Source organism: Thermodesulforhabdaceae bacterium, assembly GCA_037482015.1.
Lineage (GTDB): Bacteria > Desulfobacterota > Syntrophobacteria > Syntrophobacterales > Thermodesulforhabdaceae > JAOACS01.
In genome coordinates this window covers 1-22592 of sequence record JBBFKT010000014.1, presented here as the reverse complement: position 1 = coordinate 22592, position 22592 = coordinate 1, and the positions used below count along the sequence as shown (strand labels likewise).

Annotated in this window: 19 protein-coding genes; 7 read left to right on the top strand and 12 right to left on the bottom strand. The window is 44.4% G+C overall.

Annotated features, from left to right (window positions below):
• Positions 1–12: 12 nt before the first annotated feature.
• A complete protein-coding gene (gene malQ / locus WHS38_11285; protein MEJ5301559.1) occupies positions 13–2184 on the top strand; it encodes a 4-alpha-glucanotransferase in 2172 nt (723 codons plus the stop codon).
• A 143-nt stretch (positions 2185–2327) separates the two neighbouring features.
• On the opposite strand, the gene WHS38_11280 is transcribed toward malQ, so the two are convergent.
• A complete protein-coding gene (locus WHS38_11280; protein ID MEJ5301558.1) occupies positions 2328–3755 on the bottom strand; it encodes a multiheme c-type cytochrome in 1428 nt (475 codons plus the stop codon).
• Between the two features lie 92 nt (positions 3756–3847).
• Positions 3848–4375, bottom strand: a complete 528-nt coding sequence (locus tag WHS38_11275; GenBank protein ID MEJ5301557.1) for a NapC/NirT family cytochrome c — start codon at positions 4373–4375, stop codon at positions 3848–3850.
• Between the two features lie 279 nt (positions 4376–4654).
• On the opposite strand from WHS38_11275, the gene ilvD reads away from it, so the two are divergent.
• From ilvD to WHS38_11250, 5 genes are read left to right on the top strand one after another with little or no spacing between them, the layout of a single operon-like run.
• Positions 4655–6319 (top strand): dihydroxy-acid dehydratase, encoded by a 1665-nt coding sequence (ilvD, locus tag WHS38_11270; GenBank protein MEJ5301556.1) that lies wholly within the window; start codon positions 4655–4657, stop codon positions 6317–6319.
• Positions 6320–6364: 45 nt separating this feature from the next.
• Positions 6365–7111, top strand: a complete 747-nt coding sequence (locus tag WHS38_11265) for a class I SAM-dependent methyltransferase (protein ID MEJ5301555.1) — start codon at positions 6365–6367, stop codon at positions 7109–7111.
• Positions 7108–8121 (top strand): AmmeMemoRadiSam system radical SAM enzyme, encoded by a 1014-nt coding sequence (gene amrS / locus WHS38_11260; protein MEJ5301554.1) that lies wholly within the window; start codon positions 7108–7110, stop codon positions 8119–8121. The genes WHS38_11265 and amrS overlap by 4 nt, the downstream gene beginning before the upstream one ends.
• The gene (locus WHS38_11255; GenBank protein ID MEJ5301553.1) at positions 8115–8843 is read left to right on the top strand and encodes an endonuclease III domain-containing protein; all 729 of its coding nucleotides are present in this window, start codon (positions 8115–8117) and stop codon (positions 8841–8843) included. The genes amrS and WHS38_11255 overlap by 7 nt, the downstream gene beginning before the upstream one ends.
• Positions 8840–9301 (top strand): universal stress protein, encoded by a 462-nt coding sequence (locus tag WHS38_11250; GenBank protein ID MEJ5301552.1) that lies wholly within the window; start codon positions 8840–8842, stop codon positions 9299–9301. The genes WHS38_11255 and WHS38_11250 overlap by 4 nt, the downstream gene beginning before the upstream one ends.
• 125 nt (positions 9302–9426) lie before the next feature.
• Here the strand turns inward: WHS38_11250 and cysC are convergent, their stop codons facing one another.
• From cysC to WHS38_11210, 8 genes are all read right to left on the bottom strand, one after another.
• A complete protein-coding gene (gene cysC, locus WHS38_11245; protein ID MEJ5301551.1) occupies positions 9427–10035 on the bottom strand; it encodes an adenylyl-sulfate kinase in 609 nt (202 codons plus the stop codon).
• A 64-nt stretch (positions 10036–10099) separates the two neighbouring features.
• The gene (locus tag WHS38_11240; GenBank protein ID MEJ5301550.1) at positions 10100–11524 is read right to left on the bottom strand and encodes an efflux transporter outer membrane subunit; all 1425 of its coding nucleotides are present in this window, start codon (positions 11522–11524) and stop codon (positions 10100–10102) included.
• On the bottom strand, positions 11521–12609 hold the full coding sequence (locus tag WHS38_11235) for a biotin/lipoyl-binding protein (GenBank protein ID MEJ5301549.1): 1089 nt from the start codon (positions 12607–12609) through the stop codon (positions 11521–11523). The genes WHS38_11240 and WHS38_11235 overlap by 4 nt, the downstream gene beginning before the upstream one ends.
• Positions 12599–13291 carry an ABC transporter ATP-binding protein gene (locus WHS38_11230; protein ID MEJ5301548.1) on the bottom strand — a complete coding sequence of 231 codons (693 nt, stop codon included), beginning with the start codon at positions 13289–13291 and terminating at the stop codon, positions 12599–12601. Before WHS38_11230 ends, WHS38_11235 begins: the two co-directional genes overlap by 11 nt.
• 8 nt (positions 13292–13299) lie before the next feature.
• A complete protein-coding gene (locus WHS38_11225) occupies positions 13300–14439 on the bottom strand; it encodes an ABC transporter permease (protein MEJ5301547.1) in 1140 nt (379 codons plus the stop codon).
• 167 nt (positions 14440–14606) lie between these two features.
• A complete protein-coding gene (guaA, locus tag WHS38_11220; GenBank protein MEJ5301546.1) occupies positions 14607–16166 on the bottom strand; it encodes a glutamine-hydrolyzing GMP synthase in 1560 nt (519 codons plus the stop codon).
• Between the two features lie 72 nt (positions 16167–16238).
• The gene (gene guaB, locus WHS38_11215; GenBank protein MEJ5301545.1) at positions 16239–17732 is read right to left on the bottom strand and encodes an IMP dehydrogenase; all 1494 of its coding nucleotides are present in this window, start codon (positions 17730–17732) and stop codon (positions 16239–16241) included.
• A 128-nt stretch (positions 17733–17860) separates the two neighbouring features.
• A complete protein-coding gene (locus WHS38_11210; protein MEJ5301544.1) occupies positions 17861–18931 on the bottom strand; it encodes a hypothetical protein in 1071 nt (356 codons plus the stop codon).
• A 294-nt stretch (positions 18932–19225) separates the two neighbouring features.
• Between WHS38_11210 and WHS38_11205 the strand changes: the two genes are divergently transcribed.
• Positions 19226–20485 (top strand): sigma-70 family RNA polymerase sigma factor, encoded by a 1260-nt coding sequence (locus WHS38_11205; protein ID MEJ5301543.1) that lies wholly within the window; start codon positions 19226–19228, stop codon positions 20483–20485.
• 81 nt (positions 20486–20566) lie between these two features.
• On the opposite strand, the gene WHS38_11200 is transcribed toward WHS38_11205, so the two are convergent.
• Together WHS38_11200 and WHS38_11195 are read right to left on the bottom strand one after the other, a co-directional pair.
• Positions 20567–21052: an NAD(P)H-dependent oxidoreductase gene (locus WHS38_11200; GenBank protein ID MEJ5301542.1), complete on the bottom strand. Its 486-nt coding sequence runs from the start codon at positions 21050–21052 to the stop codon at positions 20567–20569.
• Between the two features lie 66 nt (positions 21053–21118).
• Complete coding sequence (locus WHS38_11195; protein ID MEJ5301541.1) at positions 21119–22411, bottom strand: TIGR04013 family B12-binding domain/radical SAM domain-containing protein; 1293 nt, start codon at positions 22409–22411, stop codon at positions 21119–21121.
• Between the last annotated feature and the right edge of the window lie 181 nt (positions 22412–22592).

Here is a 22592-nt window from a genome sequence, read left to right as displayed (position 1 = left end):
AAGCGATACGCTATGGCTCAGCTACAAACTATGATTTCCTTTCTTGCACATTACTACGGCATCCTTCCTGGATACTGGGATATCTGGGGAACTCATCACGAAACCTCCATAGAGACCAAGGCTGCAATCCTTAATGCTATGGGAGTTGATGCTTCGGATGAGTTGAAAGTTCGAACTGAAATTGAGGAGGTTTTCAGTAAGCTCCAGTGGGAAATTCCACCAGTAGTTTCACTCGATGAAGGTGATCCTTTAGTTATTCACTTTAACTGTTTTGAAAAACTTATTCCCTACCAGTTGGAATGGAGCCTTTTCAAGGAAGACGGGACTTTTGTCGGAGAAGGACGATTTCGTCTCGATGATCTTAAAATTTCAGTTCATCCATTGTTGAAAGTTTGGCAGGATTTGGCAGGTAATAGTTCTTCGTTTGGCTGGGATGCACTTAAAGAGTGTTCATTCACCCTTCCCCTTGTCCTTTCACCCGGTTATTACAAACTCTTTCTTCAGGCGTCTAATCAAAAGTTCCCACAAGAAGTGCTTGTAATTGTAGCCCCTTCGCAAGCATCGGTGTGTAATGCTCATGGTTCTTCCTTTTCCCGAGCTGGCTTGGCTGTGCAGTTGTATGCCGTACGATCCGGTAAAAACTGGGGCATTGGTAATTTTAGAGACCTTCAAGAGATTGTGGATATTGCGCAGTCTCTTGGAGCAGGCTTTGTCGGTTTGAATCCTTTTCACCTTTTATTTCCCGAAAATTCCCATCACATAAGCCCTTATAGTCCATCTAGCCGGCGGTTTCTGAATCCCTGGTATGTTTCTGTGGAGGATGTTGAAGAATTTAAAGAAGCACGCGCTTCTATTCCCGCTGATGTATGGGATCAAGTATCCCGCTGTCGTGAACTTCTAAGAATTGACTATAATACTGTCGTTCCATCTTTATATCGGGCATTTCAGGCACTTTATGATGTTTTCAGGAACCGTCATCTCGCTTGCAAAACTTCAAGAGCGATGGCTTTTGAAGCTTTTTGTGCTGAACAGGGAGATGCATTAAAGCAATACGGGATTTTTGAATCTCTTCGAGAGAGATTCCAGAGTCCCTGGTGGGAGTGGCATATTTCTGATGAGATCATTTCTAATGTCGAAGAGCGAGCCGATTTCTTTCGCTACCTTCAGTTTATTGCCCATGAACAGCTAATCTCGATTAGAAATAAAGCTTACGCCGGTTATCCCCCTGTGCGACTTTATTTGGATCTTTCGGTAAGTGTTGATGCCGGGGGATTTGATGTATGGTTCGATCGCGATGTTTATACTCTTGGTGCTAGAATTGGTGCGCCTCCCGATGATTTTAATCCCCGAGGGCAGGAATGGGGCGTTGTCCCGATGGTGCCTCATAAGCTTAAGGAAGCTCGCTATAAACCGCTTATAGAAACTCTGCGAAGCGTTATGCGCTATGCTGACATTCTGAGAATAGATCACGTTATGGGATTTTTCAGACTTTTCTGGATTCCGGATGGGTTTTTGGCATCTCAAGGAGCTTATGTGCGTTACCCTATGGAGGATATTGCAAGATTGGTTGCGCTTGAAAGTGCCCGTAATGATTGCACTGTGATTGGGGAAGATCTTGGCACTGTGCCGGATGAGGTTAGAGAAGAAATGCGCCGGCGAGGCTTTTTGTCTTACAGAGTTTTTTATTTTGAAAGGCGCCATGATGGATCTTTCAAAAGCCCGGAAGAATATCCAGAAAAAGCCATCGCAGTGGTTACAACTCATGATCTACCCACATTCGTCGGTTACTGGACCGAGCGAGATATTGATGCCAGAGCAAATCTGGGGATGATTGATCAAACTTTTGAAAATAAACTCCGGGAAGAACGGATGAATGATCGCCACAGGATTCTGGATGCTCTTTTCGCCGAAGGGCTTGAATGTCCGGAACATCAAGAAGAATTTCATTCCAGTGTTAAGCCGCCATCCAGAGAATTGGTGATCGCCGTGCATCGCTACCTTTTGCGTTCTAATGCTCAGTTTGTTGCCTTCCAGCTTGATGATCTTATTGGGCAAGAAGATCAACCAAATCTTCCTGGCACAACAATACAATATCCCTGCTGGCGCATCAGACTGCGGAAAAGCCTTGAAGAGATTCGTCAGAAAGTGGGCGAATTAAGAGAATTTTTTGTCGAAGGTGTTTGAAAACATCCCTTACGGGATGGCAAAATAAAATAGATCCCAGAAAACGTAAGTATGGAACTCAACCTGGAAGACCTTTCCAGAGGTAAGATAAATGTAGGGGCGACGCATGCGTCACCCCTACAAGTCTCTATGCTTCTTTGTAACTATTTTGGAACACTGGTTGAGGGAGACGAAACTTCTGGAGGTGGCTGAGTGCTTCCAGTAGCATTTGGAAAGTCTTTGGCTTTGTAAGCCTTTTGCCCTGCTTCCAGCAGATGGCGAGCTTCTTCCATGAAGTTATTGTATCGCTTTTTGCATTCGTAAAAACCATGCCACCATGCATAATCGGGTGCCATCATGGCGGCTCCCATTCTTGCTCTCCGCCCTTCATGATGCCAGAGTTCGTAGAATTCTACCTCCAGCTGTTCATCAAAGAACCGAGTTTTGTCTAAGATGCCCTGGGAGTAAAGTTCGTCCAGAGTTTTCTTTGCGGGAAGGTAATAAACATCATTGTATTCAGCGATAACTCGATCTAGCTTGGAATAATGGTCATCAACCCAGGTTTTTCCATGGCACTGCATGCATATTGTCTTCATTTTGACTCGTTCTACTTCCCAGTTTGTCTTCGCCGGGAAGGGTTCAAAATCAGAAGGTCTTACGGTGAGGGCTGCCTGAGTTTCCCAGGATAGGCGTTCGGTCACATCATGAGTCGTGAGCACAGTGGCAGCTCCCGACATATGGCATGATGCGCAGGTGGGAGAACGGTAATCAATCCCAGGAGTCCATGTGCCAGGGGCAGCATTCCAGTTGTATTCGTTTTTGAAGGCGGTATAAAGGCTTCCATGTTTGGATTCCATGTAGATCTCAATCTGGGGATGATCGGGACCAAGGTGACACTGCCCGCAGGCTTCCGGCTTTCTGGCTTCCATCAGGGAGAATCTATGTCTTGTATGGCAACTGGTGCAGCTTCCTTTACTTCCATCGAGATTTATGCGTCCTACACCCACATTAGGCCATGTTTTGGGGTCCAGTTTTCCGTCCTTTATGCGCAAAACGGTTCCATGGCAGTGGTAACAGCCTGATTCTCTCTCCGTTTCGCTGTTCATACCGAATTTCAGCCACGGATCGACCTTCCACATGATTTCTATGGTGTTTGCATGTTTGCTTCGATTGTATTGAGTAACTTCGTCGGGATGACATCGTGAACAGTCCTTAGGAGTTACCACAGCCGAGACAGGCACTTTATATTCTTTTGATCCATACTGCCTGTCGCTCCTCTCATACTGCTTAAAGTGATCCACGCTAACATCGGGATCGGTTTCTTCGGCTTTGTGACAATCGAAGCAGGTGATGTTGGCGCTTGCATGCCGACTCTGAGCCCAATCAGCAAAAATACCGGGGCTTTCCTGTTTATGGCATTCAATACAGGCGATGGCTTCCTTTGGCATGCTTCGTTCAATGCGAAATTCCTTAACTTTGGGATAGTTTTTAATTTCTGACGGTGGATTGGACTCCTTTTCCTGGCTCATGCCCATCTTTATGGAAAGAGCTATAGCAAATAGAATCACGATTCCTATACCAACTTTTTTCATAATTCCCCCCTAAATAAACCTTTGTCCCTCAAAGACTAACAATGATGTGCTTGGTAAGAACTACCGTTTTATTTATAGCTTCAAATTACGATCTACCGCCGATAGGAGTAAATGCTCTTTTCATTATGAACCAGATTGTTATGACAGTCGGTGCATTTCTTTTCATAACCTTTTAGGGGAAACAGAGTCGTTCTATGAGCAAGCATGGCTCCTCTTTTATCAGGAAGATATAGAATGTTACGATGACATTTCAAACACTGCTCATTTTTGATTGATTTATAAGCTTTCTGTCTAGCTTTTTTATGGTCGTAGCGTTCCGATCCCTGAACTACATGGACGAAGATGTCTTTTGCACCATGGAGAGTTTTTGAATAGAAGAAATTAATTGTATCTTGTGGAGCAGAAAGATGGCAGTCCATACAGTCAGCAACAACCCCTGAATCGTTATTAACGTGGGAGGATGTTCTCCAGGTGTTATAGGCGAAGTGAATTTCGTGGCATGAAGCGCAAAAGGAAGGGGTGGACGTGCGAACCATTGTGTAATAGGTCATTGAAAAGAGCGGGAATGCTATGATTATACCCAAAAGTATCAAAAAAATGTTTTTAGCATGGCGAGACATTATCAGGACTCCCCTGCAGGTTAAACAGAGAAACCAACTTGCAAAATAATACATGGATGAGATGAGGGTCAACAAAAAGTAAAAATGTTCGAAATAGATTTTATAGGCAAACATTCTACAGTTGTTCCAGCCTTGATGTTGTGTTCTGATGAAAAACTGTTATAAAGATTTCGAGAATTCAAGATTTTAGGGTTTTTTATAGAGAATTTTTTGCGGAATTTACAACAGGCTTTAATGATATTAAGAACTTAACTCACTTACCGAAAAGGAGCCAGAATCATGAGAAGTGATCTTATGAAAAAAGGGGTTGAGAAGGCGCCTCATCGTTCTCTCTTTAAGGCTATGGGTTACACTGACGATGAACTTAATCGACCCATTATCGGTGTAGTTAACGCAGCAAACGAAATTATCCCGGGGCATATTCATCTTGATATAATAGCAGAAGCAGTTAAAGCCGGCATTCGCATGGCTGGAGGAACACCTGTAGAATTTCCTGTAATCGGAGTTTGTGACGGCATCGCCATGAATCATACGGGCATGAAATATTCCCTTGCCAGTCGTGAACTGATCGCTGATTCCATTGAAATCATGGCCACTGCTCATCCCTTCGACGGGCTAGCTCTTATTCCTAACTGCGATAAAATTATCCCTGGTATGCTAATGGCAGCTCTTCGCCTTAACATACCCTCCATTGTTGTCAGTGGAGGACCAATGCTGGCAGGGCGAGTTCACAATACTCCTGTAGATTTAATTTCCGTTTTCGAGGCGGTTGGAAGTTTTAAGGCTGGCAAGATTACCGAAGAAGAATTGAAACTTCTTGAAGATGAAGCCTGTCCGGGGTGTGGTTCCTGTGCCGGTATGTTTACGGCAAATTCCATGAATTGCCTTACGGAAGCTCTTGGGCTGGGACTTCCGGGAAACGGCACTATCCCTGCAGTTCATGCTGCTCGCATCAGACTGGCTAAATGGGCTGGCAGGAGAATAGTCGAAATGGTTAGAGAAAATCTTCTCCCAAGAGACATAGCAACTCTTGAAGCTTTCGAAAACGCCATTGCTGTTGATATGGCTCTGGGATGTTCAACCAATACTGTTCTTCATGTCCCTGCTATTGCTCATGAAGCCGGTATAGAACTTGATCTTGAGCTCTTTAATGCTATCAGCAAGCGCACACCTCATCTGTGTTCTTTACGTCCGGGAGGTCCCCACTTTCTTGAAGATCTTAATCGAGCGGGTGGAATTCCTGCAGTTATGAAGGAACTGGCAAAAGGGCGGCTCATACACGAGCATCTAAAAACGGTGAGCGGAATGACAGTTTCGGAGATAATCGCTTCTGTGAAAGAAGTTGATCATTCCGTTATCAGACCACTTGATAATCCCTACCATACCGAAGGCGGTATTGCCATCCTTTACGGGAGTCTTGCTCCCGAAGGTGCTGTTGTGAAGCAGTCGGCAGTTGCTCCAGAAATGCTCAGGCGAGTGGGGCGAGCTCGAGTCTTCAACAGTGAACCCGAGGCGGCTTCGGCAATTCTGGAAGGACTTATCAATCCAGGTGAAATCGTTGTAATCCGCTACGAAGGCCCAAAGGGTGGTCCAGGTATGCAGGAAATGCTTACTCCTACGGCGGCTATTGTGGGACGAGGGCTGGATAAAGACGTCGCTCTCATCACCGACGGTAGATTTAGCGGAGGCACAAGAGGTGCCGCCATAGGTCATGTGTCGCCTGAAGCTGCAGCAGGAGGTCCTATTGCTTTCGTTGAAGATGGGGATGAAATCCTTATAGATATTCCGGCTAAGAAGCTGGAACTACTGGTTGATGAGGAAACTCTTGCTAAGCGTCGAGCTCACTGGGTGCTGCCTGAACCGAAAATAAAAACTGGTTATCTTGCCCGTTACGCCGCCATGGTAACATCCGGGAGTAAAGGCGCCGTATTGAGAAACGTTTAAACATGCTCTCAAGGATTTTTCATGAGTCCCTACGGCAGGATCGGCTTGAGCATTAAAGAGGATAAGTGGTTTGAGGAGCATTATCTCAGGGCGGGTGGACTCTGGGATGCGGTAGTTTATGCAATAAGCCGCATCTGGTCTCCCCCCATGCCTCAAAAGGTTCTCGAAGTGGGATGCGGTTCCGGGCGTTTTTTGCTCTGGCTTTATAAGGAAAATCATACCCCCTACGGTGTTGATCCATCTAAAGAGCTTTTGGAAAAGGCTCGCAAGAGCCTACCTGATCTGGTTGGTTTGAGGCAGGCTCCAATCGAAGCTTTGCCCTTTGAAGATAAGAGCTTTGATACGGTTTTTTTTGTGTTAAGCCTTGAATATGCCGTTGATCCTGTAAGAGCTCTTCGGGAAGCTTTCAGAGTTGCTAGAGGAACAGTCGTTGTTGTGTCTTTTAATGCCTATTCCCCATATTACTGGTTTACTAAGCTTTCAGCGTGGGTTGTGAATAACCCGATGGCTCGTTGCCGGACTATACGCCAGGGCACTCTGGTAGCAATGACCGAACTTGCGGCAGGTGTTCCCCTGCGTATTTCGCAGGAACCAGCTAAATGGAAGAACATCGGGATAGGGGCACTTATCCTTTCACCCATTATTGTTAGCCGCTTTGACTTCGCTCAGCAAATTTATGGCATTTCTCCCGCTCATATCAGCCCTTCGGGTAGATTTGTCCCGTCTCCTTCGTCTTATGGGCAGGTTTCAATTCAAAATACAAACATTTCAGAAAGAGGAGCAGAGCCATGAAAGAAGTGCTCCTTTACGAAAGGCTGGATGACGAAAAAACAAGATGCAAAACCTGTGCTCACAATTGTGTCATAGGAGTTGGGAAGCGTGGGATTTGTGGTGTCAGAGAAAACCGTAACGGCAGGCTTTACGCTCTGAACTACGGAAAAGTGGTGGCGGAGCATATAGATCCAATAGAAAAAAAGCCACTTTTTCACTTTCTACCGGGATCCAGAAGTTATTCTATTGCTACGGTAGGCTGTAACTTCAGATGCCTTTTCTGTCAGAATGCCGATATTTCTCAAATGCCTCACGAAACTGGAATTATTTACGGGAGAGATCGAACTCCAGATGACATTTTGAAGGCAACCATTAACAACCAGTGCGCTTCTATCTCCTATACTTATACTGAGCCAACCATATTTCTTGAGTTTGCTCTGGACATTATGAAGCTTGCTCGACCCCACAGAATAGCAAATGTTTTCGTATCCAATGGATTTATGAGCCCGGAAACGTGCAAGGAACTTGCGCCTGTGCTGGACGCAGCTAATATTGACCTGAAATCCTTCAGAGATGAGTTTTACAAAAAAATGTGCGGTGCAAGGCTTTCTCCTGTTCTCGATACCCTTACCAGGCTTAAAAAAGCCGGCGTGTGGATTGAAGTTACAACTCTGATTATACCGGGGCATAATGATGATCCGGCAGAACTTAGAGATATAGCCCGCTTTGTCGCTTCTCTGGGGAAGGAAACTCCCTGGCATGTTACGCGCTTTCATCCAGCATATCGATTGTTAAACGCTTCTATAACGCCTATTTCTACGCTTGTCAGAGCTAGAGAGATCGGATTGGAGGAAGGACTTGAGTTTGTCTATACGGGAAATGTTCCAGGAGAAAAGTGGGAAAACACTTACTGTCCTTCCTGTCAGACTGTTGTTATAGAAAGGTTTGGTTTTATGAGTAGATTAGTGCGGATTGACAACGGCCATTGCGGCAACTGTGGAAGACCAATAGCCGGTGTGTGGAAATGTTAGTAAAGTCGATTGACAAATCGCAGCAAGAAGCAATGCCGGTGAGAGATGATTTTAGAAGCGAACTTGAATTGATCTTTTTCCGCCTTCTTGATCGTTTTGGTCCGCAGGGATGGTGGCCAGCCGAAACGGAATTTGAAGTGGTAATTGGGGCGATTCTTACTCAGAATACGGCGTGGAGCAATGTAGAACGAGCCATTGATGCTCTCAAGAAGGCACAGGTTCTTTCCATAGACGGCATTTATCAGTGCGATGAAGAAAATCTTGCAGAGCTTATTAAGCCAAGTGGATTCTTCCGACAGAAAGCCAGGCGAATTAAGCATTTTGTGCATTATATCATGGAAGAATGGGGAGGATCACTGGATGCTTTCCTGAATCAGCCTGTGGATCTGCTTAGATCTCAGCTTCTCGAACTAAACGGTATTGGTCCTGAAACGGCTGATAGTATTATACTTTACGCCGCCAAAAAGCCTTCATTCGTGGTTGACCGATACACTCACAGAATAATGTTTAGACATGGTTATGTTCCTGAACGTTATCACTACGAAAGCCTGAGGCAGTTTTTTATGGGCGCACTTCCCCACGATGTTTATATGTTTCAAGAATATCACGCTCTTTTTGTGCGTCTTGGTAAAGAATACTGTGGTTCAAATCCTACATGCGAAGGGTGTCCTTTAGAAAAATGGGCTTATCGAACCATTATACAGAAAGGAGCAAGCCTATGATTCAGATTCGTAACATTTTAATTCCCGTAGATTTTTCAGAAAACTCTCAACGAGCCGTTGAATATGGACTGTTTATGGCTAAGGTTAATGGAGCTAAGGTTTATATGATGCATGTTATAAGTCAGCGCATTGTGGATGCTATTCACGAACTGAGCGTCAAAGGTTACAAGGGAGATTTTGTTGAAATTATGAAGAGCGTGAGACAGGACAGGGAAAAGGATATGCGTAGTCTTGTAGCTTCTTCTATGGCAGATGGGCTGGAAATTGAGTTTATTCTCAAAGAAGGCAAACCAGGAAGTGAGATTATGGAAACTGTCAAAGAAATTAAACCCGATCTTATTGTTATAGGTCATCAGGGACGGTCAGCTCTGGGAAGTTTCCTTCTTGGAAGTGTAGCCCAGTATGTGTTGAATCACGCTCCTTGCCCAATTCTCGTGATTCCGTCTGAAAGGGATTAAATCGAATAGTCAGTAAAATAGCCTATTACTCAAAAACAGTTTTGATAATTTTAGAGAAATTCCGTGGGCGCGTAGTTATGCGCCCACTTTAGACTTAATCAAGGAAATGAGTAGAGTTCAAATTTTTACTTTAGTTTGTTTTGGTTTAGTTTTTCTTTGATGTGGTTAAAGATTAATTCTACGCATTCTGCTGGAGAGAGTTTATCTGTTTCTATCACAATATCGGGGTTTTCCGGTTCTTCATAAGGTGCGGATATGCCCGTGTAGTTGGGAATGAGCCCTGCACGGGCTTTTTTATAAAGTCCTTTGACATCCCTTGATTCGCAAACCTCCAGGGGGCATTTCACATAGACTTCAATAAAATTTTCTGGACCCACGATTTGCCTTACTCTTTCGCGGTGAGCCTTCAAAGGGGATATGAAAGCCGCAAGACAAATAATGCCTGCGTCAAGAAAAAGCTTTATCATTTCGGCGATACGCCTTAAATTCTCAGCCCGGTCAGCTTCCGAAAATCCAAGATCTCCACAAAGCCCATGTCTTACATTATCACCATCAAAAGTATAGGTGTGATAGCCCTTATCGAAAAGTCGTTTTTCTAATAGATGCGCAATGGTAGATTTCCCTGAGGCTGACAGCCCGGTAAGCCACAAAACGAAACTAGGATGACCATATCGTTTCGCGCGATCTTCTCTAGACACAAGAGCTTTATGCCGGAACGTGTTGGGCGAATGCATAGCCTGCTAGATCCTCCAGTATTTTAAGATTGTCGTTGAGAGGTAGCATTTTGGTAAGGGTATTTCAACCGAATTTTACCCAACCGCCCCCTAAGGCTCGATAAAGATTGACGATGGCTGTGGCGAGGTTGCCTTTTGTCTGAGCGAGTTGAGTCTCCTGATCAAGAAGAGTTCGCTGAGCATCAAGCACTGTTTGAAAGCCTACAAGCCCGCTAATGTAGCGACTTACTGCCAGATCAAGCACCTTTTTTGATGCTTCCACAGATCGTTCGAGAAGCTCAACCTGAGCCATTGCTTCTCTATAACCCACAAGCCCATCCTCAACTTCTTTAATCGCCGTAAGAATTGTTCCCTCATAAGCCTGTAAAGCCTGTTCGACTCGCGCATCTGCGGCTTTAATATTGCTTCTGATTCTTCCCGCATCGAAGATGTTCCATCTAAGAGAAGGACCAAGCCCGTAGAAACTGCTCGATGCCTTCATAAAATCCCCGGTGCCGATAGCTTCAATTCCAATTGTGCCAGTGAGTGAAAAAGTAGGGTAAAGATCTGCTGTAGCAATTCCGACTCTGGCAGTTGCCGCTGCAAGGTTGCGTTCCGCCGCTTTAATATCAGGACGCCGCCTCAGGAGATCAGCCGGGATTCCAACCGGAATGACTTGTGATGGCAATTCTATGATGCGTTCTTCCCTGAGCAAGCTGTCAAGTTCACCAGGGTAGTTACCCGTAAGCAGAGCAATGGCGTGAATCAATGAATCAATGGTATTTCTGATTGGAGGAATGCGAGCTTCAGAAAGGGCGAGGACTTCTTCTGCTTGAGCCACATCGAGCTCCGAAGCAAGACCGGCTTGAAATCGAGCTTTGGTGATCTCCAGTATTTCTCGCTGGGATTCGATATTTTTCTGGACTGCCTTCAGTTGAGCCTGAGTTGCTCTCAGAAGAAAATAGTTTTTCGCTGTTTCTGCACAGGTGCTTATGAGAACGTAGTAATAGTCTTCTTGAGTTGCTTCAAAGCTTGCTTTAGCCGCTTCAACAGATCGCCTTATCCTTCCAAAAAGATCGATCTCCCAGGAGGATTCTAATGCTGTCTGGTAATCCGTTCGAGCATTAGATAAACGGTTTATCGACTCACTTTGCTTTCCTCTGGTAACTGATCCTGTGGCGTCCACTGATGGATACATCCCACCCATGGCGTAACTGAATTGAGCTCTAGCTTCTTCTATCCTGGCAACGGCTTTTCTAAGATCTCGATTTCCTGCGATGGTATCTCCAATGAGCTTTGACAATACAGGATCGTTGAAGAGTTGCCACCAGTTATTTACAGGTTCCCTTTGAGTATCAAATATGCCCTCAGATGGGGTTGCCCATTTCTGTGGTATAGCGACTCTGGGGGGAGAATAATCTGGTCCAACGGCACTACAGCCTGAAATCGCAAGATACCATGCTAGCGTTCCAAGACTCACCAGTAAAACGAGGAGCCTTTCTGGTTTCATTTCTTCTCCCCGATATAGACATCAACAAGTTGCCCTGGAAAGACATTGAAATCTTTCGGTTTGTCAAACTTGAATATTACCGGAAGCACTCGCACATCAACTCTTTCTCTTCGCCCATTTGAAAGCTGTATCTTTGGCATAATGTATGGTTCAATGCGCACATATTCCAGGGGGATTTTTATGTCTGAACCACGAACAAACATGGTTGCCGTGATATGTTCCGGAGCTGGAAGCCTGGGAACCAGGAGTTCATCCACATAACATCTTACCTGTAACTGATAGTCAGAATTGCCCATCATAACCACAACGGGTCCATAAGAACCGGTGTAAGGATCCAGTGATCCCTGAGGAGAGACGTAAGATCCTATGGAGGCTTGAATACGCACTACGATTCCATCAGAGGGAGCGCGGAGGGTATATTTTTCAAGAAGCTTTGCCGCCGCCTCGTAAGCTTTGGTAGCAGCTAGATATTGAGCTTCAAGAGTGCGAAGGTCGTATTCCCAGGTTCCGGCTTTGACGAGCCTGTATTGCTTAAGAGACAGTTCGTAGGCTTTTTGAGCGATTTCGTAGGCGTTTTTTGCTCGATCGAAGTCATCTCGGCTTATAGATTTTGGGTTTAGCTGATAAGCCTTCTGGATCTTTTCGAATTGAGCTCGTTTATCATCCAGGTTTGCCTTTGCTTGATCCACCTGAGCCTGAGCAACATCAAGTTCTTCCTTTCTGGGGGCGGCTTTTGCGCGCTGAAAGGTTCGAAGAGCCGCTTCGGCTTGAGCTTTGAGTTGTTCCACAGTCTGGCGCTGAACCGAATCGTCAATTACTATGAGCGGATCCCCTTGAGACACTTTCTGCCCTTCTTGAACGAAAATCTGGGTAACTCTTCCAGATACTTCCGGCATGATGGTAATATTTATTCCGTGTGATTGATAACTTTCCACAATACCTGTTGAATAAACCCCTTTTTCGTAAGGATTTGATGCTGTTGAAAGTGGAGGTTGAGGAATAACCTTTTTGCTGTAAACCACAGCACTTACGATACTCCCCAAAATTCCCAGAATGGCAATTCCGATCATAATCTTAGGACGCATGATTGACCTCGTTTTTTATGAGTCCATCCTCCATGTGAAGGATACGGTCTGCGAATCCGAAAATTCTCGCATCGTGAGTTACCACGATAATTGCTTTCTTTTCATTCAGGATGTTGTGCCGAACGAAGGAAATGATGTTTTTTCCTGTTTCTCCGTCAAGGGATGCTGTGGGTTCATCGAATATCAAAATGTCCGGCTCTGAGACGATGGCTCTGGCAATGGCGACTCGTTGCTGTTCTCCTCCACTGAGTTTATAAGGTGGCAGGTTGACTTTATCTTTAAGCCCAACTATTTCAAGACATTCGAAGGCTCTTCTTTGAGCGGTTTCCCATGGAATGGCTTTCAGGATAAGCGGAACGCTGACATTTTCCAGAGCGGTTAACTTGGGGAATAGATGATAATCCTGGAAAACAAAGCCTATATTGTGAAGCCTAAATTTTGCGAGATCGCTGGATTTAAGTTTCCATATTTCCATGTCCTTTACTTTAACCCACCCTTCATTTGGTCGGAGAATGCCGGAAATTACGCTAAGGAGGGTTGTTTTGCCTGACCCCGATGGACCAACGATGAATAACATCTCACCGTAGGCCACCTTTAGATTTACTCCCCGCAGAGCGAAAGTTTTGGCAGTGCCCTCGCCGAACCACTTAACCAGTCCCTCCGCTTCCAGAATCCAGCTCATCTACTTTTTCAGCCTCGGAAGACATCAAAGGGTTCTATCTTGATGACCCGCCTTATTCCAATGTAGCTAGAGAAAGCTGTGATCAGTATGACCACCAAAAACGTCATCAAAATATTTTTATGCGTGATTATAGCAGCGTAATTCGGGATCCTGAGTTTGGCGAAGGCTATGTAAGAAGAACAGATGAGATTTCCAAAACCAAAACCCAGAAAGCTAACAAAGCTTGACTGAAGAATAATGGTTTTTACAAGATCGCCGTTGGTGGCTCCGATTGCTTTGAGTGCCCCAAATTTTTCTAAATTCTCAAGCACAAACGCATAGAAGGTTTGTCCCGCAATGGATGTTCCAACGATGAAACTTATAAGGGTCATCATCAGGATGTTTATTCCCATGCCGGTTTTGAACATGTAGTATTTTTTGATCATTTCGACGAATTCGGCTTGAGAGAGCGCTCGATAGCCGATTTTAGCAACTTCTTGTTTTATTGAATCAAGAAGTGATGGATCTTTAAGAGTGACAAGGACGTAGGAGATAGTAAACCTGGTGGTTGGAAGATATTGGGTTGCTCTGGTGTAGGTAGTGTAAAGAGTAGGGCTTCCAAAGAGTCCAGGGATAATGGAGCGTGCTATGCCAACAATTACTCCCCGATGATCGTTAATTTCAAAGGTTGCTCCTATTTTTGGATAGCCAAGCTTCCTGTATTCAGCGTCTTTTACCACTATGAAAGCATCTTCACTGTAAATATCGTATATATTTCCTTCGATAAGCAAAGGGCGTCCAAAAAGGCTTTGATCGTCAAGCCCCACGATGTTTACGTTTTGATAAGCTCCATTTGGAAGTTTAACGAGTCCACTTCCCTGATAGATTGGAAAGGCGTAAGCCACTCCGGGCATGCTTCTTACTGCGCTGAGCACGTAATCAGGCAGGGGCACAATTGTTCTGTCGGATTCAACCGTAGGATCCATCACCCAAACCTGAGCTCCTACATTTAGCACGTTAGATGTGCTTCTGGTAAGGATACCGATAAAAAGAGAAGTCATCTGGAGAATAAGAAAGACGGCGAAGGTAACACCCAGAACAAGAGTAAAAAACTTGGCTCGATCGCTTATGAGGAGCTTTATTGCTATTTTAGCAAGACCTGAATTCATGATGGCTTTCTCGTCTATTTGTTACAGGGGTTTCTCGAGAGGAGATCATAGCTTCTACCATCCCTATAAGTCAATCGTTTAATTAGTTATAAAGCTAGCCCTTTATCCTTACTCCTTAACCAGCTTCGCTATTTACATCGCTCAAGGAAGTCAAAAGTTTTGGTTCTTTATTCCCACTCGATAGTGCTGGGAGGCTTGGAAGAGATATCGTAAACCACTCGATTTACTCCTCTTACTTCGTTGATAATTCGGTTTGAAATCCTTGCAAGGATTTCATATGGAACTCGAGCCCAATCAGCCGTCATGGCATCAACACTTTCTACAATTCTTACGGCTATTACCTGCTCATAGGTTCTCTCATCACCCATAACCCCCACAGACCTCACCGGAAGAAGCACCGCAAATGCCTGCCATACTCGATCATACCATCCGGAAGCTTCCATTTCTTCAAGCACGATGGCATCGGCTTCTCTAACAATTCGAAGCTTTTCCTCCGTTACTTCCCCGATGATTCTTATGGCAAGCCCTGGACCCGGAAAAGGATGACGCATTACAATACGTTCTGGAAGCCCCAGTTCTCGCCCGAGCAGCCTCACTTCGTCTTTGAAAAGTTCCCGAAGTGGCTCAATCAGCTTAAGGTTCATCCGTTCGGGTAATCCCCCCACGTTGTGGTGAGTTTTGATCGTTGCCGAAGGACCCTTGAAAGATACCGATTCGATAACGTCAGGGTAAAGAGTTCCCTGAGCTAAATAGGTTACCTGAGGAAGTTTTTTTGCTTCTCGTTCAAATATTTCTACAAATAGATTTCCGATGATTTTTCTTTTCTTTTCGGGATCGGTTACACCCTGCAACTTCTTCAAAAATTCCTTTGAAGCATCCACATATATCAGTGGAATATCAAAATATGTTTCGAAAAGGCGCCTTACACTTTCTGCTTCGCCTGCTCGCAAAAGCCCATTATTGACAAACACGCAATGCAGTTGATCTCCAATTGCTTTGTGAAGAAGAACAGCAACTACAGATGAATCCACACCCCCACTTAAAGCGCAAATCACATGGCTGTCGCCGACTTCTTCACGGACTGATTTTATTACTTCGTCTATGAAGGACTGCATTGTCCATGTTGGATTGCAGTGGCAGATACGGAAAAGAAAATTTTCTATGATGATTCTTCCACAGGGAGTGTGAGCAACCTCCGGATGAAACTGAACTCCGTAGAATCGTTTTGCTGGATTGGCTACGGCTGCAGCGGGGGAGTTTCCCGAATAGGCGAGAACTTCAAAGCCAGGTGGTAGTTCCTTAACTCTATCCCCGTGACTCATCCAGACTTTTAGATCGGAAGTATCTTCAATACCGTAAAAAAGTTCATCAGGATTCTTTACAGTAATGGACGCATGTCCATACTCCCGTTCTTCGGCAGGTTCTACCTTACCCCCGAGTTGAACACACATTAGCTGTAAGCCGTAGCATATGCCTAAAATGGGGATGCCCAGTTGATAAATTTCAGGGGATACTAAAGGAGCTCCAGAGGCATAAACACTTGCCGGTCCTCCCGAAAAAACTATTCCCTTTGGGGCAAACTCAAGGATGTATGAAAGCTCCATGTTAAATGGATGAATCTCACAGTAAACGTGACTTTCTCTTATGCGGCGAGCAATTAGCTGAGTGTATTGGGAGCCGAAGTCAAGTATAAGAATGCGATCTTTGGGCATTTGCTGAAGTTTCATCTTTTTTCCTCTATTCTGCCTTTGTAATTAGGGCACTCAAAGGGAGTGCCCTGATAGAATCATAGTGAGTCTTTACTTCAGATCAACTTGATAATTGGGTGCCTCTTTCGTGATGATTACATCGTGGACATGGCTTTCTCTCAATCCAGCAGATGTTATTTTTACAAAACGAGCTTTGGTTCTGAGTTCCTCAATAGTCCGACATCCAACGTATCCCATACCTGATTTGAGCCCACCCACAAGTTGATGTATCACAGCGGATAATGGTCCTCGATAGGGCACCATGCCTTCGATTCCTTCAGGAACTAGCTTGGAGAGTTCCTGAAGTTCCTGCTGACCATATCTATCTCGACTACCATCTCTCATTGCACCTAAAGAACCCATGCCGCGATAGGATTTATAGCTTCGCCCCTGGTAAAGTATCGTTTCCCCAGGGCTTTCATCTGTTCCAGCAAAAAGACTTCCGATCATTACGGAATGAGCTCCACAGGCGATGGCTTTTGTAATGTCGCCGCTGTATTTAATGCCTCCATCGGCAATAATAGGAATACCGTATTTGGACGCCACCTTTGCGCATTCCATTATGGCTGTAGCTTGGGGCACTCCCACGCCAGCAACAATGCGAGTAGTGCAGATAGACCCAGGTCCGACCCCAACCTTAACGGCATCGGCTCCGGCTTTAATAAGAGCTTCAGCTCCCTCCGCTGTTGCAATGTTTCCAGCTATAAGCTGAAGATCCGGAAACTTGGACTTTATGAGTTTTATGGCGTCTATAATGTTTTTTGAATGACCGTGAGCGCTATCTATTGCAATGACATCGACATTGGCTTCCACAAGAGCTTCAGTTCGTTCCATCATGTCCGGACCCACCCCCACGGCTGCTCCAACTCTTAGACGTCCATACTGATCTTTACAGGAATTCGGGTATTTTTTGATTTTCATTATGTCCTTGATGGTTATAAGTCCCTTCAGGTTTCCTTCATTATCCACCACAAGGAGCTTTTCAATTCGTTTTTCATGGAGCAAACGTTTTGATTCTTCCAGCGTGATGCCAACCGGAGCTGTGATGAGATTTTCTCTGGTCATGACGGCTGATACGGGAGTATCAAGGTTTTCTTCGAAGCGTAAATCGCGGTTGGTTACAATGCCAATAAGCTTTCCATCTTTAACAACAGGGACTCCAGAGATTCGATAATGTCGCATCAACTCCAGCACATCGGCAATTCTGGTTTCAGGCTCCACAGTGATTGGATCAAGGATCATGCCGCTTTCTGATTTTTTTACTTTGCTTACTTCTAGCGCTTGAGCTCTAATACTCATGTTTCTATGGATGATGCCTATGCCGCCTTCTCGAGCTATACTAATTGCTGTGTCTGCTTCTGTAACTGTATCCATGGCGGCACTTACCAGCGGAATGTTAAGCCTGATTTCTCTCGTAAGCCATGTTTCTGTGTTCACCGTCGTGGGAAGCACTTCGGAATAAGCTGGAACAAGAAGAATGTCGTCAAAAGTTAGAGCCTCCGGGATGGATTTGTATCCTGGATGCTCATCGTAAAGACTCGCCATACTCTCTCCTTTTTCTCTAAGTTTTTTTTGTTGTCATTCAGACAATTTCGGTAAAGTCACGTTGTGACATGCTCTTTTACCCCTATTGTTCAGAATGACGTTAAAGGAGCACATAGTGCCGTGCTCCTTTAGATCTTGCCATGCCCTTTAACTTTTTCGACTTTCCATGTCAAGGCACGAAGGGTTTTGATTAGATCAAATTCTCCTGGAATAATTTCTTCTATTACAGACTTTGCCATTACTCCTTCAAGAAACCCGGCATCGGTAACAATAATAGAAGGTTTAAGCGAGAAATCCATAAGAGTCATCGTAATAATGATACCACCTATGATCACATCCTCGCGTCCTTTTTCCAGCCCCGGGATAGATTGGCGTTCTTCTAAGGAAAGCGATGCCAGGTGCCACAGAAGTTCATCAACCCAGTCGTGTTTTAGTTCAACCCCGCAGACTTGATAAGGAACATATTCTGTCATTCCTGTTTGGATTGCTCCAAGAGTCGCTACAGTTCCCCCACCTCCCACAATAATGTCTGGCGAGAAAGAATAAAAGCGGGATCGAAGATCACGAAAAATCTTTTCTGAATATTTCCTGGCATCTTTGATCCATTCGGGCTTTGAAGGGGCAGATGGGATATAATTTTTTGTAAGACTTGCCGCTCCAATAGAGTAACTTTCCCACCAGACAATACTGCCTCGATCAATACAAACCACTTCAGTAGAACTTCCGCCGAGATCGAAAAATACCAATCTTTTGGAAAGTAAATCCGGAAGATTATTCGTTCTTCTTACGGCGTCCAAAATTTGCAGAGCCCCCGCTGTTGACCAGAAAGCTTCTTCTTTTTCAGAAGCAATAAAATACGAAAATCCCAGTTCTTTTTCAATATCTGCGAGAAATGCCCGTCCGTTTTGGGCTTTCCTTAAAATTCCGGTAGCGCCGCAGAGAATTTTTTTGGCGCTGATTTTTTTGAAATAGTTGTAGTAATTTAAGAGAACATTTCGCACCTGTTCTAGAGATGTATTACTGATCTGTGGAGAAAATTCGGAGTGATCTGATGTTTTAGAATTGGCAGTGAGAGCGAAGCGTGTAAAGTCTCTACAGTGGTTGATGGGTTCTACAGTGCCTGTTTCTTCATCTACTTCGGCAGTCAAGGCCCTAACGGTGTGAGATCCTAAGTCTATTGCTACGAAAAAATTTTTCACCTTTGCCTCCAGATTGACGATATTTATTTATGACAGTGTTCCTGTGATCGTTTCGACAGCACATTTATTAATTATCACATAACGTTCATAAATGCATGATTGGTTCTGACTGAAAGATTTCCGTTTACTGTAAAAATTTCAAAGTTCTGTTGTTCTTAAGTAACTTCCAAAAATTAATGCTTCTTTCGGAATGACGGAATGTTCTGGAATTGACGATAAGAAAGGCGGTTCTTAATTTTAAAAAAGTAAAAAGAGTATTTTTTGCTGGCCTGTGGGCTAAAAAGGGGGGATGCGATGAAAACCGAAATTAAAAAAATTAACGAAGAAAGGCAAGGTCTATCCCCTCTGAATTGTTCTGCTGATGTAACAGATTTTGAAACTCTAAGATTTTTACCTTTTCGAATTCCTAAAGAAGATGAGCCAGATGGAGTCCTTGAAGAGTTTGTTGCCGAATTAGATTCGGAATCTTTAGATTACATGTCGGCGGTTGATGATGAAGAAACCACATACGAAGATCATATCTCGGCCTATCTTCGTGAGGTGGCCCATCATCCTCTTATTACACCAGAACGGGAAATGGAACTTGCCGAAATTATTCGGCGGGGACAGGATGAGTTGCTAGCTATTATAAATGCTTATGTTGAGTTTCACGAAACTCTGAATAAGCTTAGCGAACGCATTTGTAAGCTTCAGGCAAAGGAGAAGAGCTTTCCTGGTCTAAGAGATAAAGCCGTTCGAATGATTGTCAGGACGGTATCCAATCTTGCTCAAAAGCACCGAAACAATGAAGCTATACAGGATCTGAAACGACGGTGCGATGAGATTATGGGAAGAATTCATAAAGCCAAGGAAGAGATGGTTGAAGCGAATCTCAGGCTTGTATTGAGTATTGCGAAGAAATACCGAGGTCGGGGCATGAGCTTTGACGATTTGATTCAGGAAGGCAATTTAGGTCTTCTTAAAGCCGTTGTGCGCTACGATCATACGAAAGGTAATCGTTTCAGCACCTATGCTACCTGGTGGGTGAGACAGAGCATTATTAGGGGAATTTACGACAAAACGAGAACTATCAGGTTACCGGTTCATTGTATTGAACTGAAGAACCTTTCTCATAGAATTTACAACGAATTGGTTGCTGAACTTGGTCGGGAACCTACGGTGGATGAAATTTCTGAACGTGCTGAAGTTGCTCGAGAGCGCATTGAGGCTATGATGGCTTTGGCGAATCAGCCTATTTCTCTTGAAACTCCTGTAGGAGACGACGAACAGCGGTTGGGAGACTTTATTGAAGATTCCATGGCAGATCATCCTCTGAAAGATCTAAGTCACCAGGAACTCAGGAGATTGTTGGTGAGACTTCTTGCCACACTCCAACCCAGAGAAGAAAAGATATTGCGACTTAGATTTGGTATAGGTGGACATTCTGAGGAAACTTTAGAAAAAATTGGTAAAAGTTTTAATGTTTCTAAGGAAAGAATACGTCAGATTGAAAAGAAAGCTTTGAAAAAGCTTCAGCATCCTAAACGAAAAGTTCTGATAGAGGCGTTTTTGTAACCATTTTGGAAATTTTATGGATAGCGAGCCATGGGAAGGTTTGGTTTTTCCCGGGCTCGCTTTTTGGTTTTTATAATAGGGTTATTTCCCGTGTAGCTTAAGGCATAATTCTGCAACTCTTTTTCCGAGCTTTCTAGCGTTTTCAGCAGCTTGTTCGTCAGGAGCGCCCACGCAGGCAACTCCGTAATGACCTGTAGCGCTCATGGGATCTCCCACTATAATCATCCCGTAAATAAGCATGCACTGAATAATTGAAAGCATGGTTGTTTCTTTACCACCCGTTGGATCGCCTGAAGTTGCAAAGGCAGCACCAACCTTATTTTCCATCTTTTTTCGAACTCCTACGAAATCATCGAATACTTTTTTGAGCTCTGCCGCCATCGAACCGAAATAGACAGGGGAGCCTGCAATGACTCCAGCCGCTTCAACAAAATCTTCCTTTGTAACGTCTGATGGCGTTTTCAAAACTGCCGTTACTCCGCTAACTTGGTTAACGCCTTCAGCCACATATTCCGCAAGCTTTCTTGTATTACCCCCTTTTGAGTAGTAAAGCACAAGAACTTTCATTCTTATGACACCTCCTTGTTTCGTGTCAGTTAATCTTTGTGTTTTTTATCTCTATCAACTTGCTCTTTAAACCATACTTTGCTTTGGTAAGGCAAGAGAAATAGTTGTTTGAATGGCAAATCGCTCTTGATGCATCCATTGCCCGAAAAGCTTCCCTTGAGCAATTAGACGTTCTATTTGTCGCCTTAGGGATTGGGGAAGGGGGGTGGGGGAAAGATTTGCCCAGCGAGAACCGGGAAGGGGCATAAAGTAATGAGCGTGTATTCGAGCGCCTATTTGAGAAAGTTTATCTATGACGTTGAGAGATGCTCGCATGTCTTCTTCGTCTTCACCGGGGAGCCCGAAAATTATGTCCACCGCTGGTGTAAACCCAAACTGAGGCAGAATTTCACAGGCTTTTAGAACGTCTTCCACCGTATGCCCTCGCCTCATAAGCCGAAGCATGCGATCGGAACCGCTCTGAGCGCCAACGACAATCTGTTTGTTAGCGCAATAAGTTTTTAGAATTCTTGCTGTTTCTTCATTGACGAATTCGGGTCGGACTTCTGAAGGAAAACTTCCGAAAAATATACGTCCATCCGGCGGAAGCACTTGTCGAATCGATCCAAGGAGCAGATCTAGGGCTTCGAGATTGGGCTCTTTACCGCTTGTGGATCCGTAAGAGAGCGCGTTAGGGGTTATAAATCGCACGTCTTTTTTGCCCTGTTTAATCATAAATTTGACTGCTTCCACAATTACACTGACGGTTCTATGTCTGACCTTTGTTCCTTTTATGATCGGAGTAGAGCAGTAGGTGCATTTGAAGGGGCAACCCCTTGTTATTTCTATTGGACTAAAAAGGGGAGGATTCGTAGGAAAGGGAAAGCTTTCTTCCCAGCCTAAGACTGGTAGAGCTTTTTTCCCTTGAATTTTTCCTTCAATAGATCTGTAGAGTCCCGGTGGAGCATTTCCTATAGCACCTTGCTGTATGTAATCTATAACCTGTGGGAAACTTTCTTCACCTTCGCCAGCCAAAACGCCCCAGCATCCGGCATCAATGACTGCCTTTACTGCGCCGGTGGGGTGAGCTCCTCCGGCTATAATAAATACTCTTTCAGAATCGACGCTATCTTTAATGTTTTTCCATTCCTTTTTTATTTCAGCCCATTGGGGGGTCATAAAGGAATAAGCCAGGACAATTTGTTTATATTCGCCAAGCAATGACTTTATAATTTGGAGCAAATTGTTATACGAAGGTAAGAGATCAACCCAGATTAATTTACTTCCTGATGGTTGACTCCGTTGAAAGGCAGCTACCAGAGCCACAAGGCTCCACCGGTTATTTCGATCCACGAGGAAAACAACAGCTGTTTTGTCCAACCTCTCACGCACCTCCCTAAAAAGTTTTGGCTCATGTTCAAAAGTAGTGCAACCTAGCTAACTGAGAGATAAAAGGAGGGGAGATTCGTTTCAAGTTGATCCGAAACTCACACATCGCCACATAACCGGCCAGGTACTTTTTGTGCACGCCACGGAATGGACGCAGAAAATTGCGTACCGT

What these genes read in the sequence shown, in the direction of transcription:
- malQ (MEJ5301559.1), top strand. Translation starts at nt 13, where the DNA reads ATGGCTCAGCTACAAACTATGATTTCCTTTCTTGCACATTACTACGGC.
- WHS38_11280 (MEJ5301558.1), bottom strand. Translation starts at nt 3,755, where the DNA reads ATGAAAAAAGTTGGTATAGGAATCGTGATTCTATTTGCTATAGCTCTT.
- WHS38_11275 (MEJ5301557.1), bottom strand. Translation starts at nt 4,375, where the DNA reads ATGTCTCGCCATGCTAAAAACATTTTTTTGATACTTTTGGGTATAATC.
- ilvD (MEJ5301556.1), top strand. Translation starts at nt 4,655, where the DNA reads ATGAGAAGTGATCTTATGAAAAAAGGGGTTGAGAAGGCGCCTCATCGT.
- amrS (MEJ5301554.1), top strand. Translation starts at nt 7,108, where the DNA reads ATGAAAGAAGTGCTCCTTTACGAAAGGCTGGATGACGAAAAAACAAGA.
- WHS38_11255 (MEJ5301553.1), top strand. Translation starts at nt 8,115, where the DNA reads ATGTTAGTAAAGTCGATTGACAAATCGCAGCAAGAAGCAATGCCGGTG.
- WHS38_11250 (MEJ5301552.1), top strand. Translation starts at nt 8,840, where the DNA reads ATGATTCAGATTCGTAACATTTTAATTCCCGTAGATTTTTCAGAAAAC.
- cysC (MEJ5301551.1), bottom strand. Translation starts at nt 10,035, where the DNA reads ATGCATTCGCCCAACACGTTCCGGCATAAAGCTCTTGTGTCTAGAGAA.
- WHS38_11240 (MEJ5301550.1), bottom strand. Translation starts at nt 11,524, where the DNA reads ATGAAACCAGAAAGGCTCCTCGTTTTACTGGTGAGTCTTGGAACGCTA.
- WHS38_11235 (MEJ5301549.1), bottom strand. Translation starts at nt 12,609, where the DNA reads ATGCGTCCTAAGATTATGATCGGAATTGCCATTCTGGGAATTTTGGGG.
- WHS38_11230 (MEJ5301548.1), bottom strand. Translation starts at nt 13,291, where the DNA reads ATGAGCTGGATTCTGGAAGCGGAGGGACTGGTTAAGTGGTTCGGCGAG.
- WHS38_11225 (MEJ5301547.1), bottom strand. Translation starts at nt 14,439, where the DNA reads ATGAATTCAGGTCTTGCTAAAATAGCAATAAAGCTCCTCATAAGCGAT.
- guaA (MEJ5301546.1), bottom strand. Translation starts at nt 16,166, where the DNA reads ATGAAACTTCAGCAAATGCCCAAAGATCGCATTCTTATACTTGACTTC.
- guaB (MEJ5301545.1), bottom strand. Translation starts at nt 17,732, where the DNA reads ATGGCGAGTCTTTACGATGAGCATCCAGGATACAAATCCATCCCGGAG.
- WHS38_11205 (MEJ5301543.1), top strand. Translation starts at nt 19,226, where the DNA reads ATGAAAACCGAAATTAAAAAAATTAACGAAGAAAGGCAAGGTCTATCC.
- WHS38_11200 (MEJ5301542.1), bottom strand. Translation starts at nt 21,052, where the DNA reads ATGAAAGTTCTTGTGCTTTACTACTCAAAAGGGGGTAATACAAGAAAG.